Genomic DNA, 18,058 nt, shown 5'->3' with positions numbered 1-18,058 from the left:
CTTTAATTAGATTTTTTTAACTTAAGGGTTTAAATCAGAGAAAGATAAGTAACTCTGTCAGTGAAGAATATTACACGTACGTTTTGGGTTTGGGATGTCGAAAATCAAGAGGTTTCTGTCAACTCAAACAAATTGAATGAAATCGGAATTGATCTGCCGGATTCATCCCCATCAACATTTTGGAACTGTCTGATCCACCCGGATGACCAGTCCGCTTTTGATCAAAAAATAGAAGCGATTCTACAGAACAACGACTGCGATTCGATTACTGCTTTTAGCTCGGTATGTATTGATGGAAGCCGGATACCAATAAAAATTTCGGCTGAACAAACCGGCCCGGAGTCTGTTGCCGGTCAGATTGAATTTATCGAGCAGAATCTTTCCACACGTGACGGTTATCTTCTGAATCTGCTTATGAAACACCTTCCGCAGAGTATCTTTTTTAAAGATGAGGAGAGCCGATTTATCCGAATCAATCAAACCTGTGCAGAAAAATTCGGCCTTGACGATCCTGCCCGGGCAATTGGTAAAACAGATTTTGATTTCTTTGAAGATGAGCACGCTGAGCAAGCCCTTAAAGATGAGAAATGGGTTATGAAAACGGGTAAACCGATTATCGATAAAGTGGAAAAGGAGGTTTTTTCGGGGGATGAAAATCGTATTCGGTGGGCATCCACTACCAAAATTCCCATGCTGGATTCATCCGGAAATACGATCGGCACGTTTGGAATTACAAGAGATATCACAGCCGGTAAAAAGCAGCGGGATGAACTGAATGAAACCATTGAGATCATCAGCCAGCAGAAAAACCGTTTTCAGAATTTTGCTCATGTTGTTTCTCATAATCTTCGAAATCATGCAGGCAACATCTCCATGATTTTGTCTCTGATGGAAGTCATCGATTCTGAGAAAGAGAAAAATGAACTGCTTGAAAATTTGGCGACTGCTTCGGATCGATTGAATGATACCATTGCTGACCTGAATGAAATCGTAGATGTTGACGCAAAAACCGACATTGAGCTTAAGCAGGTTTCCGTTCGGGATATCTTGGATAAGGTAAAAGACATTTTAATAACCGACATCTTTATTCACAATGTACAGTTTGAGGAGAGTGTCCCTGAGGATTTTATTATAAAGTATAACTCTTCATACCTGGAGAGCATACTCTTGAATTTAGTTTCCAATGCTATCAAATATCGCCACCCGAACCGAGTTCCTGAAATCACAATCACTTCGTTTAATGGGTCGGATGGGCCGGGAATTCAGGTTTCGGATAATGGAAAGGGAATCAACCTGCACAAGCATGGGGATGATATATTTGGGATGTACAAGACGTTTCACGGCAACTCCAACGCAAAGGGAATAGGTCTCTATCTGATAAAAAATCAGATTGAAAGTCTTGGAGGGTCCATCGAAGTGGAAAGTGTACCGGAACAGGGTACAAAGTTTACGGTTTATTTTAGTGATTAAGCTCATAAATTCACTGTCATTGCGTTACTTGTTTACAAACGCCTGAACCCACCAACCTTTGATACCCACCATGAAACCCGCTAACCCGGACTCAAAACCCACACCATATTACAAGAAAGTTTCTTTCTATCTGATCTCAATAGTTGGGATCATCACACTGCTGCTTTCAATTCTATTGATATCAGTGATTTCATATCGTTGGTACAATCCCGACTCCACAAGGTTCTTTGCACGGGAGGACTGGTCACAATTTAATACAGAGCCTTATAGCCTGAAGCAGTTTTGGGTGTCGTATGAGGAGATTCCCGATCATATGAAATGGGCTGTGGTTGCATCCGAAGATCAACTGTTCTGGGAGCATTCAGGGTTTGATATCGAGTCGATCCGGGAGGCGTGGGAGGAGCGGCAAGCGGGTGAGAGAACACGAGGTGCAAGTACAATCACTCAGCAGGTTGCAAAAAATCTCTATCTCTCTCCCGCACAATCATTCTTTCGAAAGGGTATTGAAGCCGGGATTACTGTTCTGATTGAACTTTTCTGGTCCAAGGAACGAATCATTGAAGTCTATCTGAATATCGCAGAGTTTGGGCCCGGAATTTTTGGCATCGGGTACGCTGCCGATCAGTACTGGGGCATCCCGGCAACGGAAATCACCCCGGAGATGTCTGCACAACTTGCCGCAGTTCTACCCAGTCCGAAACGAATGCGGGTGAATCCTCCATCACCTTTTGCAGAAGAGAGAAGTTTGTGGATCTTGCGACAGATGACGCAGTTGAGCGGCATTGCTTACGTTCAGCCGGAAGAAACGGAACCTGAAAAAACGCACGATTTCGATGATGTGGATCCTTATCTGATGCGAGCCGAATTTAATATTAGTCAGTTTCGTGTATCAGACCAGACAGACACCTCAAACAGAGGCTCTTCCGGCATAACAGAACCGAATGATTCACTTCGTCAACTGAACCTTCCCGACTCACTCAAAGAAGATGACGGGGTAGAAACCGACACAACCGATACGCTACAAAAATGGATCAACGAATTTGGTGAAAGTTAATTCCAAACCGTTCAATTACTCTTCAAAAACCAGTGCATCCGGACTGGCTCCCAGGTCTTTAAGATAACTCATCATGGCTTTATTAAACGGGCCGGGACCGCATACATAGAACGACTGACTAAAATCCTGAATCTGATCTTTCAAGAAATCTTTATCGATAAATCCGTCCAGATAAATATGATTATCCGTTGGCTCATCGGTAATCACATTGATAAAATGATCCCCAAGCATCTTCTCAAACTCATCCTTCAGAATAATATCTTTCTCGGACTTATTGGAAAAAATCAGTTTGTTATTCCCCAGTTCACCTCTCTTATGGAGATCTCGGAAAATGGCGATAAACGGCGTAACACCAGCGCCGCCGGCTATAAATACCCCTTCACCTTTATACTCGATTGTTCCCCAGGGTTCATCAACCAGAAGTGAATCACCGGCTTTGAGTTTTCCGATCTGCTCTGTCACACCATCATGATCGAGGTAAACTTTAATCACAAATTCCAGATACGGATCTTCGTTCAGGGAAGTAAACGTGAAAGGACGTTTTTCATCTCTCCATCCATCTTTATCGATGGATACTTCCGTTGCCTGTCCCGGTGTAAATGAATATCCATCCGGCTTTTCCAGCCTTAATTGAATCACGTCGTGTGTTACATTTTCAACTTCTTTAATCTCTAATGACTTTGCCATAAAACTGTATTTGTTTGTGATTTACTATAACTACAAATACAGCCTTAAAATCATTCAACGTAGATTTTTGAAGCCCAAACTGTGCCGACTCTTTTTGTAAAGATCTTCCTAAGACCCAAAAGGATGTTGAGACTCTTCATCAATCCAGTCTTTCAGAACTGCGAAAAAGACGGGCTCATAAATAGAATCCCCGTTTGCCCTCTGTTAATTTTCCAGCAGGCGCCGGTTTCTGGAGATAATCGATTTGGACCGGTTCTTTAACAGTTCGGTGGCATCCATCATCATCTGTTCATTTCCGGGAAAAGGAGCTTCTCGACCACCAATTATCTTCTCCGTCTCTTCACTCAGTGCTTCTCGGTTCCCGCTAAACCGGGCATAGCGATGACGAAAAACAGCTTCAATAGACGCCGATTCCGTTTTTATTAGCTGATCACTTCTCAGATCATAAAAGTCCAGCGACCCGGCTACAAATGCCGACTTCGATTGCTCGGTTTCTGTTATTTCAGCTTCAACGATAACCATATTTGGAACGCGAATATCAGTGCCGGTTGAATCTTTTTTTACATTTCCGTTACTGTCGTACTCGTAACGCATTCCGTCCTGAATTTCACGAGACTCTTTATAAATTCGGCGCTCTACCGACTCAGGTGAAAAGGCAATTTCCGTGATATTGAGAACCAGAAAATAGTCGTAATCGATATTGTCATTCTCATAGGTATCGAAATTGAGCCAGTGGGTATTCAGTTCTCTTAAGGTGACCTTTTTCATCTCTGCATCAAAAAAGTCGGGGAGAACCATTCCTGAATTGTTCTCAATAAAATAGAGAGCATTATTCATACCCAGCCGATGGCTTTCGGCCAGTTTAATATCCACATCTTCATATCCGGGATAGATCTCGGCGGCCCGGTCAAACTCATTCCAAGCCTGTCTTGCGCTTATTTTATCTCCACGTTCCAGGAAATCCAATCCTCGTTTATATGACACCTCAGCTGCAGCCCGTTTCGACTCTATAATTTCATTATCGTAGTTGTAAAAGGTGAACTCGTTCCGCACACGGGAGGGGAGCGTTCGAATTACATTCTGCCGGCGGTTCATCTCTTCGTACGTTCGATAAATCTCAACCCAGCTCTCTTCGCGCCCTTCCAGTTCCAAAAACTCTATTCGCTCCCTGTCGAACATATTGGCGAGTTCATAGGCCTCTTTTAACACATTCAGCTCTTTTTCATTATTGGGCTTTTTCCTGAGCTTTTCGGCAGCTTTGTCAATAGCACGATCGTATTGTCCTCTGTCCAGCATCTTTTGCGATGACGTGCAGGAGATCAAAAAGAGTGATAGTAATAAGAGTGTTGCAAATTTTTTCATAACCATCACCATAAATTAATTTGCCATCAGGTTAACAAAAAGAGCATCAAATGCCAATATTTATGAGCCTCTTTGAGCCCAAAAAGTTTCGGAGTTAAAACAACCTAATCTGATTTTTTATCCGCCCTTATCATCTTGTATATTTGTTTAAAACAAAATCATGATGCAGGATAAGGTTCAGCTTTCGGTTCTACTTACCACACACGCCCAGAAGCCTCATTTTCGGGAGCTTCTGACCAAAACGACGGAGTTCAGAATTCCCGGTCTTGAGATCATCATCATCAATGATGCGGCTGATATCGAGACATCTCAGTTTATTCACCAAACGCTGAACACGGCATCGGGTGAACGAATCTACCTATTTGAACATGATTCGCCTTCGGGCCGTGGAAATTCCTTAAATGAGGGTATTCTGCAATCTACTGCTCCTTTAATCTGGGCTCCCCTTCAGGCCGAACGACTGAATGAGTCGTTGCTTTCCGAATCGATCAAGCGGTACAAATCTGATCCGACGGCCGTCTGGGTGCTCGACCACAACCTGCCATCAACCGCAGAGGAGTGGATTAACGCCGCTATTGAGGGTGACCTGCCGGATGACAGCAGCCTGATCTGGAATCGGAATGTAATTCGCCAGAATGAACTCTTTTTTAACGCTCACCTGGAAAACCTGCACGGAGCTGAACTCGCGCTCCGGCTGAGCCGCCATAATGCATGGCACCGTACGGATCCATTTTTTGTAGTCTCTGAGAACTCTCCGATACACGCTTCCGCTTCGGATGTGCGGGAATTTATTTTTTCATCTATCAGAATATCAGAACGTGCAGAGGAACAAAAAACCTTGATGAACCTGCTGGCAGATTTAAAGTCGGACGAAAGTGTGGTTCAGTCCAATGACGATCTGCTTGTTAAAGCTCGGCAGTTACTAAGCCAGGGCGATGCAAATAAATCTCTCGATCTGGTTAACAAACTACTCAAGAAAGAGCCTGATCATTACGAAGCGTACCGGATCAAAATTCAATCGCTGGAGAAATTGAGGAGACACGTTGAAGCCTCCGAATTGAAACACTCTCTCCACAAGCTTGAAAACCGTTCAAAATCTCAAGCCGAACTGTTTCACGAAGCAGCAGAGGAGAAGAAAAAGCAGAAAACCGATCCTGATCAGATTGAACTGAGTATTGTGATCCCTACTGCCGGGCGCGGAAAATCACTGCTCGAAAACTCCCTGATTCAGCTTTCTGATGTTGTGGATCACAATACTACGGAGTTAATTGTAATTGACAATGCCAGTATTGACGATACTTTTGAATATTTGCAACAGCTTGATGAGGACCGGTTTTTAAATATTCGCGTTATTACCAACCCTTCCAATCGCGGATTTGGTGCATCAGTTAATCAGGGCTTTGAAGCTTCAAACGGAGATTATGTTCTGGTCATGCACAACGATGTGCTCTTAAATGAAAACACCATTCCGGTACTGAGAAGTACGTTCAAAAACCAAAATAAAGTAGAACTTGTTGCTCCTAAAGTTCTGAATGAAGGCAAAGAAACAGCCGCTTCTGATGAGGAGTTTTCCGAAACGGATATTGTAGATAGCTGCTGTTTTATGGTTCAAAACCGTTCCGGCTTCCGGTTTGATGAGGAGTACAAACTGTGCCACTTCGATATGGAAGATTTCTGCTTTCAGATCCTGAATGCAGGCAAAAAAGTGATGGTGGCAAACAGAGCTGCGGTTCAGCACATCAAGGGGAAAACCGTTGATATGATGGGAATCTCCATGGTTCCCCATCTGAAGTGGGAGAACCGAAAACGATATTCAGAAAAGTGGGACGGTGATCCGGAATACAGTATGCCGAATCAGGGAAAACACCCCGACCGGTTTGAACTGTTGGGTATGCCCGAAAATCCACTCCAGCCGGAACCGGATTGGGTTCACGCCGTGCAGGATTATTTAACGGACGAAATCAAAACAGAAATTCTGCGAACCGACTGGAACCCACGGGAACTGATGACAATTGTATCGGCCTTGTTGATTGCCGACGAACGGGAAATCTTGCGCACACTCGAAGACAGGCTGGATGAAATTGACATTCCGCCCGCACTTCTGATTCTGTTTGTACACTACTACTTTGGAAAAAACATCTACTCACGCTGCCGTCACTATTTGGATAAAGCCGGAAAATCTCACCCCGTTTTTGATCTTTTCCGACTGAAAATTCATGTAGCTGATAAAGAGACTGAAGATGCAGCGCCGCTTTTAACAAAGCTGATGGAGCGCTACCCGGCCAGCCCCGATCTGTTTAATCTCGCTGCAGAGATCTACAGCCAGACCGGAGATCAAAAAGAGGCCGAATCTTTCCGAAGTATGGCTGCCCAAATGGATCCATACCGTTTCTCATCTGAAGAGAATACCGTAGAGTTTACGCTGTAGGTGGGTTTAATGTTTAATCCGTCAACCTATTTCAGGACGACACATTATTGAACACCCCTCTAAATTTCGTTTCACGTGTCGCTAACACTCGGAGCCCCTTTTTAGGGGAGACTTTTTTACTACCCCTTTAATTCGGTCAGATGAAGCAACTGCCGAAGATCTTTCACTTTTCGCTCCTGATTCTGTTTGCTGTAGCTGTTAATTAAGTTGCGAATACACCGTGCCAGTATTTCAGACTCATCCGCCTGTTTCAGGTGATCGGGTCGGGGCTCCACACCATTTTTTTTGAGAAAATAGTAGCACTGATCATACGTGACGATAGTGCCGCCATCAAACGGATCGATTAACACGCCTTCACTTGGTGTTTTATAGAGCAGCAGAAAGTGAATTGGCATATTTACACCGTAAAACGGAAGATTTAATCTTCGCCCAAGGAACATAACAACAAGCCCGAGCATGATCGGCAACCCCTTTCGGCGGTCGATCACCCTGTTGAGGAGTGCATTATCAGGATGATGATAATTTGCTGAATCCCCCCGAAAACGGAGTTCCCGGAATACATACTGGAGTATAATTTGCATCTTTTCTCTCAGTGATGGCGTGTAAGCAATATCTGCACTGATCTCCCGGCTGAGGATATCCAGTTTACGTGAATACTCCTCAATACGGAGGGTTGGAGAACCAAACTTGGCCAGCATTAAAACAGCCCGCTCCAGATTCCGGGCGTCGTGCACACCCTCTTCCATAAGTTCCGCATACTCTTCAATCAGAGATCCTATGGTAATGTTGTAGATGATGTTGTTGATAAACTCCTTCTCCTGCTCACCACGTGTTTCATTTTTATGCTCGTCGAGCAGGGGAACAGCATCCTCACCCAGTTCTCTCAGCCGGCTGTGAACTCCGCTCTGAACTTCCGGATCAGGATCGTCCAGTAGATAAATAAGTGATTCTATTTCTGATTTTGTTGTCATTAACTACCTCGATTACTACTTTTAACACTCCATCAAACAGTTTAATCGCCGTTATGATTCATCAAAAGATACAGTTCTTTCTGTAGAATGGTTAGTCTGCAAAATTAAATGGGTGCTGACCGATCTCTCCATGATTTTTCATATCTTACACGCTTCTAATTCAGACTTAAATAATGATCATGAACGTCGGTATACCATCAGAAATTAATCCGCTCAAAAAAGTAATCGTTCACACGCCGGGGCACGAAGTTTCCCTGGTCAATCCGGTGATTAAAGATGAACTTCTTTTTGATGATATTATCTTTGAGAATGATGCCCGCCAGGAGCATCTCGACATGCTGAAAATATTTAAAGCTGCCATGCCGGAAGATGGCGAGGTGATAGAAATTCTGGATCTTGCCCTGCACTGTTTTCAAAAAGTGGAGAACCGGGAAGAGTTCATCGAACTGATGATCAAAGAGCTTCCATTTGAAAATATCCACACCGTTCAGGCAGATCTCAAAAAGCTCTCACCTGAAAAACTTCTTCAATTTGTTGTGGAGGGCTCCATTCCCCCAAACAGAGCGTTTAATTTAAACCCCGCGCCAAACCTTCTGTTTACTCGCGATCTTTCAGCCGTGGTGGGAGATCATATCATACTCTCACGTGCCGCCAAAAAAGCCCGTGCACGCGAATTTTTACTGATGAACATGATTGTGAAGCATCATCCGCTATTTGATGAGGTGAAGAGCAATACCATCAACATCAGCGGCCATCAATCAATTGAAGGGGGAGATGTATTGGTTGCTACAGATAATATTGTTCTGATTGGGATGAGTGAACGCACATCGTTCAGCGGCCTGATGAATGTTGCCGAAAAATTGATCGATACGGGTGTGGAGCATGTCCTGGCCGTGGATATTCCCAAACAGAGATCTTCCATGCACCTGGATACCATTTTTACCTTTGCCGACCAATATGAGTGTGTTGCATTCCCGCCTGCAATTGAGGAGCAGACCGACAATGTGGTAGATCTTTATGCCGTAAACGGTAATATTCAAACCCGCCGCTGCGAATCACTGAAAGGTGCGCTTGAAGAGCTCACAGAGCAAGAATTTAATTTTATACAGTGCGGTGGAGAGGAGCGCATAAATCAATATCGCGAGCAGTGGACCGATGGCGCCAACGTGTTTGCCCTCGCTCCGGGTGTAATTGTAGGGTATGGCCGAAACACCAAAACGTTTTCAGAAATGGAAAAACACGGTTACAAGCTGATGGATCAATTCGATTTCATTGATGAGTTCAGTAACAAGCCGTTTGACTATAAAAAAGAGGGGAAAATCGCGATCAGTTTCCAGGGTCATGAACTGTGCCGTGGGCGAGGTGGCGCACGATGTATGACTATGCCGGTACTTCGCGGTTCACTTTGATCATCTGCAGAATTTAAATTTAAACGAGCGTTAATTTGTCATTTCCACAATACAATATTCCTCAGGAAGAGAACCCCGAGTTTGAGAGACCAAAGAAAAACAATCCTTCGGCCTGGACGATCACCAAACACTTTCTTCTCTTTGTTGCTACGTTTATTTGCGTAACGTTTGTGGGTATTTTTTGGGTAGGCCATACGGCCAATGCAGAAAGTTATTGGCAGATGTGGCCGCAAGGAGCAATTTTTGCTGCACTGCTTTTGGCATTTCTCGGTACTCATGAGTTTGGCCACTATTTTGCAGCCGTCTATCACAATGTAAAAGTTACTTTACCCTACTTTATACCTGTTCCGCTGGGCATTGGCACGATGGGCGCAGTCATCAAGATTGAGGAGAAAATACATGATACCAAAAAGTTGTTCGATATTGGTGTAGCCGGGCCTGTAGCCGGCTTTGTCGTATCAATCATCATTTTACTCTACGGGTTCTCCACACTGCCGGATCCCTCTTTTGTCGAGAATTTTGCCGGTCATGAAGAGGTCATTGCACACGTGCAGGAGACGGGTACTTTTCCTGATGTGGCACCCGAACCTCAATCTGAGGAAGCAGCCACAATTTTAATGGGAAATACACTTCTCTACTCATTTCTGGCTTCTTTTTTCGACAATGTTCCGCCCATGTATGAGATGTATCACTATCCGTTTCTTTTTGCCGGATGGCTGGGCCTCTTTTTTACCGCATTAAACTTAACACCCGTCGGGCAGCTTGATGGCGGCCACATACTCTACTCGCTCATCGGCTACAAAAAACATCAAACGGTTGCTCGTATCAGTTTTGGATTTATTACTGCACTTGGCGGTATTGAAGCCATTCCGTTTCTCTATCTATCCATAGAGGAGTGGCTGCCGGGATACGGCCATTCGGCACTGCTTATCTGGGCGTTGGCTCTTCTCTTTTTAATGCGTAAAGGGTTTTACCGCGACCACACCTGGATTGCCCCGGTTTGGGCGCTCTCACTGATCGTCTCAATCGGCTATCTCTATTTCTGGGTCGGTAGTTTTACACAATCCGGCTCGCTGATCTGGGTGGTATGGAGTTTCTTTCTCGTCTATTTTGTTAAACTGGAACATCCGCCGGTAATTTATGAACAAGAACTCTCACCCGGACGAAAACGACTCGGATGGATCAGTATGGCAGTTTTTATTTTGTGCATAAGCCCAACGCCCATCTATTTTTTAAACTAAAGACTAATATTTGAACCCCATGATTAAAAAAATTCTCTCTGTTTTACTTCTCATTACATTAATCTCTTGCTCTTCTGATGAAGGAGATATAGAAATTGATCCAAATCTGACACTTTCTGAGCAGATTGATCGAATGATAGATCAGAACCGGTATGAAGCAGCGCTCGATCTACTTCGGGAAGAAGATCCCCAGAATCCCGATACTCGATTTTTGCTTGAGAAGACCCATCTCAACTACGGTTTGTACAGCATGAACACGTTTGATCAAACCGAAATGCGCACCCGGATGAATAATGCATTAATGCAGTTTGTTGAAGTGCTGAAGCTTAATCCGGACAACCAAATTGCTTCAGAACAGATTCAGCAGATAATGGATATCTACTCCACCATACCAAACCGGGAACCGGAACCCGAAGTACTTGAAGCTCTGCGTGAAGTAGGGTTTGATTATTGATTCTTTGGTAACCATCCCTAAAGCTGATAACTTTCAAATCAGCAGAACGAGTAGTTTGTTTTGCATACTTAAATCTTATTCGTACTGAATTTTACATTTAACTGTTAGCTGTGGCTAAGAACGAACCTAAAAAAAACCCTCCGCCAAAAATTGAGAACCGAAAAGCACGTCACGATTTTCACATCGATGAGACGTATGAAGCAGGTGTGGTACTCAAGGGAACGGAGGTAAAATCAATTCGTGAAGGAAAAGCGAGTTTGAATGAGGCGTTTGCCTATTTCAGAAATGGGGAGATCTGGCTAAAAAACATGTACATCAAACCGTATAAGTTTGGTTCGTACAATAACCACGACGAACGGCGCGACCGTAAGCTTCTTCTTAAACGGAGGGAAATTCGCGAAATTGACAAGAGCATCAACCAAAAAGGGTTTACCCTGGTGCCGCTTAAACTCTACTTTAAGGGAGGATATGCAAAGATTTTGCTTGGTCTGGCCCGCGGTAAGAAACAGTACGACAAGCGGGAAGATATTAAAGAGAAGGATGTTCGCCGAGAACTGGATCGAAAAATTAAAGGTTCCTATAACGTGAACCTTTAAACGGCTTTATATACATTCATATAAAAAGGCTGTCAGTGATTACCGACAGCCTTACTTTTTCTAAAACGTTCGTTTCAGATTATCCTTCCTCTTCATCATCAAGAAGAGCTTCAACTCTGTTTCTAAGCTGTTCATCTTGCTGAGCCGCCATTACAATTCCTTGATATCGCTCAATTGTAAGACCGTTCTCTTCAATTTTTGCAATCATCTTCTCGTCAGTTTCTGACTGAATTTCCATCAGAGCAGGCTGAAGTGTTTGCAATTTGGACATCTCCTCGTCGGTAATATTAACCTGGTCAGCCATTTGAGGATTTTGCATGGCCATCATCATCTGCTGAAAACGTTCAAAAGTGATGTCTTCTTCTTCTACAGCCTCAGCCATTTTTTCCTGTGCTTCAACCTGAATCGGGCCGAGTTCATTAATTGCACTTGCAACCATTTCAATTTCTTCATCGCTAACATCTTCATTGGATGGAAGATCGGGCATTTGTGGCTGTTGCTGCTGAACCTGAGCGGATACAGCTCCTGCTCCAATTAATAATGCAATAAGTGCAATGCTAATGCTTCGAATAAGTGTCATGTAGTACCTGTGTTGTTTAGTATTAATTCGCTTAGGTTTATAACCTAAATCTTTGGTTTTTATTACCAACTATTTTTGTGTAGTTAAAATCATCTTTTTTTGTTCCAATAACAAAAAAGGCTACCAGATATAACTCTAATAGCCTTTAAAGTTCGTAAAGATTTCCTGTAAGCCGAATTCTGTATCCCGAAAAATCGAGACGACAATCATTTATCTAGTCTCCGGATCACTCCGAAGCTCAAGCGTTCTACCCGGCTGTATGGCGACGAGAGGCGCACAGCCTGCGTGAACTTGCACCCCGTGAGGTTTACCTTGCCCCCGTGCATCACTGCCGGAGCGGTGAGCTCTTACCTCACCTTTTCACCATCACCACGCCAAAGGCGTGGCTGTCTGTTTTCTGTGGCACTAGCTGTCCTCCGTTAAAGAGACCTTCCTGTTAGGAAGCACGGTTCTCGTTGGTGTTCGGACTTTCCTCCTCCTGAAACGTCAGGCGGCGATTGTCCGGAAATCTTCACTTAATGCGATGAAGCTATAACGTTTTGAATTACCAGAAACGTATAGCTTGATTAATAGTAAAGGGAGAGTCTTTTAAACTTTAAGCTGTTTTTTCGCTTCTTCAAAGAAGGAGGGATCTACAACAATACGGCCACTGTTTTCATCAATGATGATCTTATTCTTTCTGCGGACTTCAACTTGAGTCTGGGGAGGCAGTGCCATTCCGTGAGCGGCTCCTCTGTCCATGGCCACTACAGCCATGCCGTTTGTAAGTCCTTCTCGCAATCTGTTGTAACTTCTCACATAACGGCTATCAAGCTCTTTCTCCAGCTCATCCCGTTTATCCAGAAGTTTCTCTTCCTCTTCTTTGGTGTTTTGAATCACCTTATCAAGGTTTTCTTTCTTTTCTGCGTGAAGTTCTTCCGTCTCTTCCAGATTCTCTTTGTTTTCAGCCAGCTCGGTTTCAAGCTCTTCCTGGCGTTTTGCAATCTCTTCGAGGCGCGATTCCGCGTTCTCTACAAAAGTTTTTTGAGCTTCAATCTCTTTGGTAAGAGCATCATACTCACGATTATTGCGAACAGAGAGCTGCTGCTCTTCATATTTTTTAGTCTTGTCAAGAGACTCTTCAATACCTACTTCCAGTTTCTTCTTCTCAGCTTTCAGGCTGTCGGCTTCCTCTTCCAGCTGATTGATTCGAACTGTGTAGCGATTGATATTCGTTTCAATATCCAGAATTTCTTCGGGAAGATCTCCGCGCAACTGCTTGATTTCGTCAATGCGGCTGTCAATGTATTGTAAATTGGCTAATTGTTGAAGTACCTCTTGCATGGCGTTATTTAGAGATGTTTAGATGTTTTTATTTTCAAAATCGGTTACGTAGATCTTCATCGGATTTGTGACAACTTCAGTTGCATCTACAAACAAATGTTCAAAAGCTTCGGTCAGTTCTTTACGAATCGCCTCAACTACAGGAAACTCACTTTCATAGTGGCCGGCATCTACCAGAAGAAAATCATCCCTCTCGGTAAAATAGTCGTGATATTTAATATCAGCGGTCACAAATGCATCGGCTCCGGCCTTGAGAGCTTTGTTTTTCAAAAACACGCCGGCTCCACCGCATACGGCAACTTTTTTAATTCTTTGGGATGAACCCGAAAAGCGAACGGATGGAACATCGAGTGCGCGGCAAACAAGGTGTAAAAATTCATCCATGGCGATTCCCTCCTCGGGGTAGTCGCCTATCACACCCATTCCAAAATTATTTGATGGGGTTGTCAGTTCCATCTCCTGAAAAGATCCCTTTTTCAACAAGCCTTCTTTTTCAAGTGCTGCGCGAAGCTGACCCACATTCTGTTCATCAATGGTGGCTTCAAAGCAGTACTGACCCTCTTTGCGGTTGTCTACACTGTAGTAGTGCGCCTCTTCTGCCGAAAAGTAGTTGAGAAGCTTTAACACCGCCTGAGTGTCATCCGTATTTGTGACCAGGGAAATTTTCCGGCTGATGTTATAATTCTTATCCAGAAACTGAAGGTTGTCGAGCCCAACATTATTGGCAAGCACAAATGAAACTCCATCCAGTGCAGCGTCCAGGTTGGTGTGTGCCGTCATCAAAGCGATATTGTTACGAATCAGCTTGTAGATAATTCGTCCCTGTTCGTTTGTAGGGTTGATCCGTGAAATATCTTTAAAAATGAGAGGGTGGTGAGAAACAATCAGCTCACACTTCTTATCAACGGCTTCGTTTACTACTTCTTCGGTTACATCCAGGCACACTAACACTCTGGAAACAGATGCGGAGGGATCGCCTACCAAAAGTCCTACATTGTCATAACTCATCTTTATGCCGGGCGGTGCCCACTGATGCATAAAGTCTTTTATATGGCGAACCTGAGTGTTCAAGTGGATGGGCCTCCGGTTTTTTGATGTGCTTTGATCTCTGCCGGCTGAGGACCCGCTAAATCTTGTATGTAAGATTTTGGCTGATGTGTCATAATCTTTTTCACAGACATGAAAAATACGATTATTTTTTCACCATTTAAAAACTAAATTCGGGATTATTTCTCTTTTCATGTACTTTTTGAAATGATCTGTTGCTTATCTTTTTTATCAAGAGTAGAAACTTAAAATTTGATCTTTTTAAAATAGTCCAATCATTTTATGAACAGTGAAATTATTTCACGGTACGAAGCAGTTAAAAAAAGAATTGAACAAGCCTGCAAAAAAGCCGGCAGAAATCCTGGTGAGATTACGCTTGTGGCCGTTAGTAAAACCAAACCCGATGAAGATGTTTTGAAATTACTGGAACATGGGCATTTTCATTTTGGTGAAAATCGCGCCAAAGCACTGCAGGATAGAATGGAATCTGTCAAAAATCCGTCGGCGGTCTGGCATTTTATCGGTAACCTTCAGACCAATAAAATAAAGTATATGGTTGAACGGGTGAACTGGATTCAGTCCATTCACAAAAAGAAAGCTCTCAAAGAGGTGGAAAAAAGAGCTTCTGAGATCAACCGGGTCATTAATGTTCTCATCCAGGTAAATATCAGCGATGAGGATCAAAAAAGCGGATGTGACCCCGAACAACTTGAGGGTATGCTGAAATATGCACAGGATTTAAAATACACTAAAGTGCAGGGGTTAATGGGAATGGCCACGTTCGCCGATGATCCGGAAACGGTTCGTCCTGAGTTTAAACTCTTGAATAATCTCAGGGATAAACATCTGCACTTAAACAGAGGCTCTGTAGATCTGAAACATCTCTCCATGGGCATGACCAACGATCTGGAAGTTGCCATAGAGGAAGGCTCAACCATGGTTCGTGTTGGAACGGCTATCTTTGGAGAACGCAACTATTGAAAAACCATTCCGTTATAACACAACCGAATGCATTATTTTGATATTTTATTAGAGAACATTATTAAAATGTAGAGATATGGGTAGTTTTATGTGGGCTTTGATTGTGTTAGCAGCAATAGTTGGCGGGTATATCATTGATTACCAAAAGAATAAAATGAAGTGGCAGACAAAATCCTCCCGAACTGAGGATGATCTGGATGAGATGAGAACACTGCTTCATCAAATGAAGAAACGAATTGAAAATCTGGAAGCAATCGCTGCTGCAGATCCTGAAGAGTTTAGTTCAGGATCAAAACGTGACCCTCTTCAACAGATAGAAATTGATGATGAAGAAAGTATTAAAGAAGAAAACCGGCGTTCGGTTTCAAACAAGGCAAAAAAACAGAGATGATTAACTATGTATGGTGAAGATGTTGCAATTTTAGCTATTATATTCGGAAGTGTAATTTCTATCGTTTTTATAGCAACTGTAGGGAGTATTATTAAGGCGGCAATTAAAAGGAAGTCAAGCAGCAGTATTACAGACAATAAAGAATTTTTGGCTGCACTTCGTGAGTTCAAAGAGAATACTGATCGTCGTCTTCAAAACCTGGAGGCGATCGTTTCCGGTGATGACCCGATTCCTTCAAAATCTTTCAAAAAAGATGAGAAAAAAGAGGAACGTAAAAGTGCTATAGAGATAGAAATAGAAGATCAAACCAAAAAAGAGGAAAACCGGCAGACGAACAGCGGTAAACTGAAAAACATGTTAAATCAGTAATCGTTATGTTCTCTGAAGTCAGCTTTTTACATTTTCATCTATACAGGTAACAGAAACAGTTTTGCAATAACTTATGGGATCACAACCAATGAAACTCACGGCTCTTGAAATTAAACAGCAACAATTTGAAAAATCTCTGCGGGGTTATGATACTGCTGAGGTTCACGCATACCTGAATCTGATTGCCAGCGAGTGGGAGCATATGGTTGGAAAAGTGAGGGAACTGGAGGCCCAGATTGATAAAATGGATGATAAACTGAAACACTATGAACGTGTGGAAGAAGCTCTCCACGAAACGCTTCAAACTGCCAAAGACAGCGCTGAACAGAAATTGAGCGGAGCGAAAAAGGAGTCCATAAATATCATCGAAAAAGCTGAAATGGAAGCTGACTCTATCGTCAGGGAAGCTCATCAGCAGCGGCAACAAATTCGCCAAAGCATTCTGCGCCTGCTCGATCGCCGCGAAGAGATTATCAGTGGTATAAAATCTTATCTCGATATCGCATCGGATTCTTTAAATCAGTTTAGCAAAGACGAAGCTTCACTGTTTAAACTTCCAAAAGAGCCGGAAATTGATCAATCTCACCAAAAAACTAACGAGCAGAAGTCATCCAAAAAATCCAACAATTTTACGTTTGATGATGAGAGTGAATCCAAAGAGAGTAAAAAATCATCTGTTCCTCAATCACTTGATGATATTCTGGACGAACTGGACTGACGAACTGCCGCTATTTTCAATCTCATAAAATCATCAAACGCTTTATAGTTCAGTTCACACACCAGTTAAAATTTTTCAACATCAGATTTTGATTACCCCTTACTATGGAAACTGTAGAAACATTTCGAAAAAACCGTGATGAAGCCCTCGAATACATTCAGTCTCGAACCGATCTGCGTCCGGAATATCTCTTAATTCTTGGAACCGGTCTGGGACAAATTGCCGAGGAGATGGATGTGGAAATATCCATCCCTTATAATCAAATTCCACATTTTCCGGTCTCTACGGTAGAAACTCATGAAGGGAAACTTCTATTCGGCACCCTCGCCGGTAAGGATATCGTAGCCATGCAAGGGAGATTCCACTACTATGAGGGCTATTCGATGCAGCAGATTGTTTTTCCGGTACGGGTTCTCAAAGAAAACGGAGCAAACACACTTTTTGTCAGCAATGCATGCGGGGGGATGAATCCAAATTTTACCAGTGGAGACATCATGCTCATTCGCGATCACATTAATCTACTGGGAGACAATCCCCTGATCGGACCCAATGATGATGAACTTGGGCCGCGATTTCCGGATATGAGTGAACCTTATACAGAGCGGCTGATGGATATTGCTCAGACCGTTGCCCTCGAACAGAATATCCATATGCACCAGGGAGTGTATGCTGCCATGAGCGGACCCATGCTGGAGACCAAATCTGAATATCGTTTTTTACGACTCATTGGTGCGGATGTTATTGGTATGAGCACGGTTCCGGAAGTCATTTCAGCCGTTCATATGGGGATGGAAGTTCTTGGAATTTCCGCAATTACGGATGAATGTTTTCCCGATAATCTGAAGCCGGTGGTAATGGAAGATATTATTGAAGCGGCGGGTATTGCCGAGCCAAAAATGACAAAAGTGATAATCGGTGTTTTAGAAAAACTATAAGAATCTGATATTACTTGATTTATTTATAATTAAAAGAACTCG

18 protein-coding genes and 1 other RNA gene are annotated in these 18,058 nt (G+C 43.2%); 12 read left to right on the top strand and 7 right to left on the bottom strand.

The features are described 5' to 3' along the window. The first annotated feature begins 60 nt into the window (after window positions 1-60). Window positions 61-1,470: a PAS domain-containing sensor histidine kinase gene (locus tag BG260_RS09740; RefSeq protein ID WP_069132142.1), complete on the top strand. Its 1,410-nt coding sequence runs from the start codon at window positions 61-63 to the stop codon at window positions 1,468-1,470. 70 nt (window positions 1,471-1,540) lie between these two features. Continuing rightward, window positions 1,541-2,524, top strand: coding sequence for a monofunctional biosynthetic peptidoglycan transglycosylase (mtgA, locus tag BG260_RS09735; RefSeq protein WP_069132140.1), 984 nt, complete (start codon window positions 1,541-1,543; stop codon window positions 2,522-2,524). A gap of 15 nt (window positions 2,525-2,539) precedes the next feature. Here the strand turns inward: mtgA and BG260_RS09730 are convergent, their stop codons facing one another. Beyond that, window positions 2,540-3,211 carry an FAD-binding oxidoreductase gene (locus BG260_RS09730; RefSeq protein ID WP_069132139.1) on the bottom strand — a complete coding sequence of 224 codons (672 nt, stop codon included), beginning with the start codon at window positions 3,209-3,211 and terminating at the stop codon, window positions 2,540-2,542. Window positions 3,212-3,415: 204 nt separating this feature from the next. After that, window positions 3,416-4,573 (bottom strand): tetratricopeptide repeat protein, encoded by a 1,158-nt coding sequence (locus tag BG260_RS09725; RefSeq protein WP_141691566.1) that lies wholly within the window; start codon window positions 4,571-4,573, stop codon window positions 3,416-3,418. Between the two features lie 160 nt (window positions 4,574-4,733). Between BG260_RS09725 and BG260_RS09720 the strand changes: the two genes are divergently transcribed. Then, the gene (locus tag BG260_RS09720; protein ID WP_083750233.1) at window positions 4,734-7,001 is read left to right on the top strand and encodes a glycosyltransferase; all 2,268 of its coding nucleotides are present in this window, start codon (window positions 4,734-4,736) and stop codon (window positions 6,999-7,001) included. Window positions 7,002-7,120: 119 nt separating this feature from the next. Here BG260_RS09720 and BG260_RS09715 read toward each other — a convergent pair whose 3' ends face one another. Continuing rightward, entirely contained in the window at window positions 7,121-7,972 is an 852-nt protein-coding gene (locus BG260_RS09715; RefSeq protein ID WP_069132133.1) for a SirB1 family protein, read from the bottom strand. Between the two features lie 179 nt (window positions 7,973-8,151). On the opposite strand from BG260_RS09715, the gene BG260_RS09710 reads away from it, so the two are divergent. From BG260_RS09710 to smpB, 4 genes are all read left to right on the top strand, one after another. After that, window positions 8,152-9,381, top strand: a complete 1,230-nt coding sequence (locus BG260_RS09710; RefSeq protein WP_069132204.1) for an arginine deiminase — start codon at window positions 8,152-8,154, stop codon at window positions 9,379-9,381. Between the two features lie 35 nt (window positions 9,382-9,416). Continuing rightward, window positions 9,417-10,622: a site-2 protease family protein gene (locus BG260_RS09705; RefSeq protein WP_069132131.1), complete on the top strand. Its 1,206-nt coding sequence runs from the start codon at window positions 9,417-9,419 to the stop codon at window positions 10,620-10,622. A 19-nt stretch (window positions 10,623-10,641) separates the two neighbouring features. Next, window positions 10,642-11,076 (top strand): outer membrane protein assembly factor BamD, encoded by a 435-nt coding sequence (locus BG260_RS09700; RefSeq protein ID WP_069132129.1) that lies wholly within the window; start codon window positions 10,642-10,644, stop codon window positions 11,074-11,076. Window positions 11,077-11,186: 110 nt separating this feature from the next. After that, window positions 11,187-11,672 (top strand): SsrA-binding protein SmpB, encoded by a 486-nt coding sequence (gene smpB, locus BG260_RS09695; RefSeq protein ID WP_069132127.1) that lies wholly within the window; start codon window positions 11,187-11,189, stop codon window positions 11,670-11,672. A gap of 79 nt (window positions 11,673-11,751) precedes the next feature. Here smpB and BG260_RS09690 read toward each other — a convergent pair whose 3' ends face one another. The 4 genes from BG260_RS09690 to BG260_RS09675 all read right to left on the bottom strand — a co-directional run bounded on the left by BG260_RS09690 (window position 11,752) and on the right by BG260_RS09675 (window position 14,646). Then, window positions 11,752-12,252, bottom strand: a complete 501-nt coding sequence (locus tag BG260_RS09690; RefSeq protein ID WP_069132125.1) for a DUF4168 domain-containing protein — start codon at window positions 12,250-12,252, stop codon at window positions 11,752-11,754. A gap of 152 nt (window positions 12,253-12,404) precedes the next feature. After that, an RNA gene (gene rnpB, locus BG260_RS09685) (RNase P RNA component class A) lies at window positions 12,405-12,765 on the bottom strand. Window positions 12,766-12,840: 75 nt separating this feature from the next. Beyond that, entirely contained in the window at window positions 12,841-13,575 is a 735-nt protein-coding gene (locus tag BG260_RS09680; protein WP_069132122.1) for a zinc ribbon domain-containing protein, read from the bottom strand. Between the two features lie 18 nt (window positions 13,576-13,593). Then, the gene (locus tag BG260_RS09675) at window positions 13,594-14,646 is read right to left on the bottom strand and encodes a Nif3-like dinuclear metal center hexameric protein (RefSeq protein WP_069132119.1); all 1,053 of its coding nucleotides are present in this window, start codon (window positions 14,644-14,646) and stop codon (window positions 13,594-13,596) included. A gap of 258 nt (window positions 14,647-14,904) precedes the next feature. Between BG260_RS09675 and BG260_RS09670 the strand changes: the two genes are divergently transcribed. The 5 genes from BG260_RS09670 to BG260_RS09650 all read left to right on the top strand — a co-directional run bounded on the left by BG260_RS09670 (window position 14,905) and on the right by BG260_RS09650 (window position 18,016). After that, entirely contained in the window at window positions 14,905-15,603 is a 699-nt protein-coding gene (locus BG260_RS09670; RefSeq protein WP_069132117.1) for a YggS family pyridoxal phosphate-dependent enzyme, read from the top strand. A 76-nt stretch (window positions 15,604-15,679) separates the two neighbouring features. Continuing rightward, the gene (locus tag BG260_RS09665) at window positions 15,680-15,994 is read left to right on the top strand and encodes a hypothetical protein (RefSeq protein WP_141691565.1); all 315 of its coding nucleotides are present in this window, start codon (window positions 15,680-15,682) and stop codon (window positions 15,992-15,994) included. Window positions 15,995-16,000: 6 nt separating this feature from the next. Next, window positions 16,001-16,363, top strand: a complete 363-nt coding sequence (locus BG260_RS09660) for a hypothetical protein (RefSeq protein ID WP_069132113.1) — start codon at window positions 16,001-16,003, stop codon at window positions 16,361-16,363. 73 nt (window positions 16,364-16,436) lie between these two features. Beyond that, complete coding sequence (locus BG260_RS09655) at window positions 16,437-17,081, top strand: DivIVA domain-containing protein (RefSeq protein ID WP_245683942.1); 645 nt, start codon at window positions 16,437-16,439, stop codon at window positions 17,079-17,081. 104 nt (window positions 17,082-17,185) lie between these two features. Next, a complete protein-coding gene (locus BG260_RS09650) occupies window positions 17,186-18,016 on the top strand; it encodes a purine-nucleoside phosphorylase (RefSeq protein ID WP_069132111.1) in 831 nt (276 codons plus the stop codon). Window positions 18,017-18,058: the final 42 nt, after the last annotated feature.

This window comes from Rhodohalobacter halophilus (assembly GCF_001715195.1).
GTDB classification, from domain to species: Bacteria; Bacteroidota; Rhodothermia; order Balneolales; family Balneolaceae; genus Rhodohalobacter; species Rhodohalobacter halophilus.
This window is presented reverse-complemented; position numbering and strand designations above follow the sequence as displayed.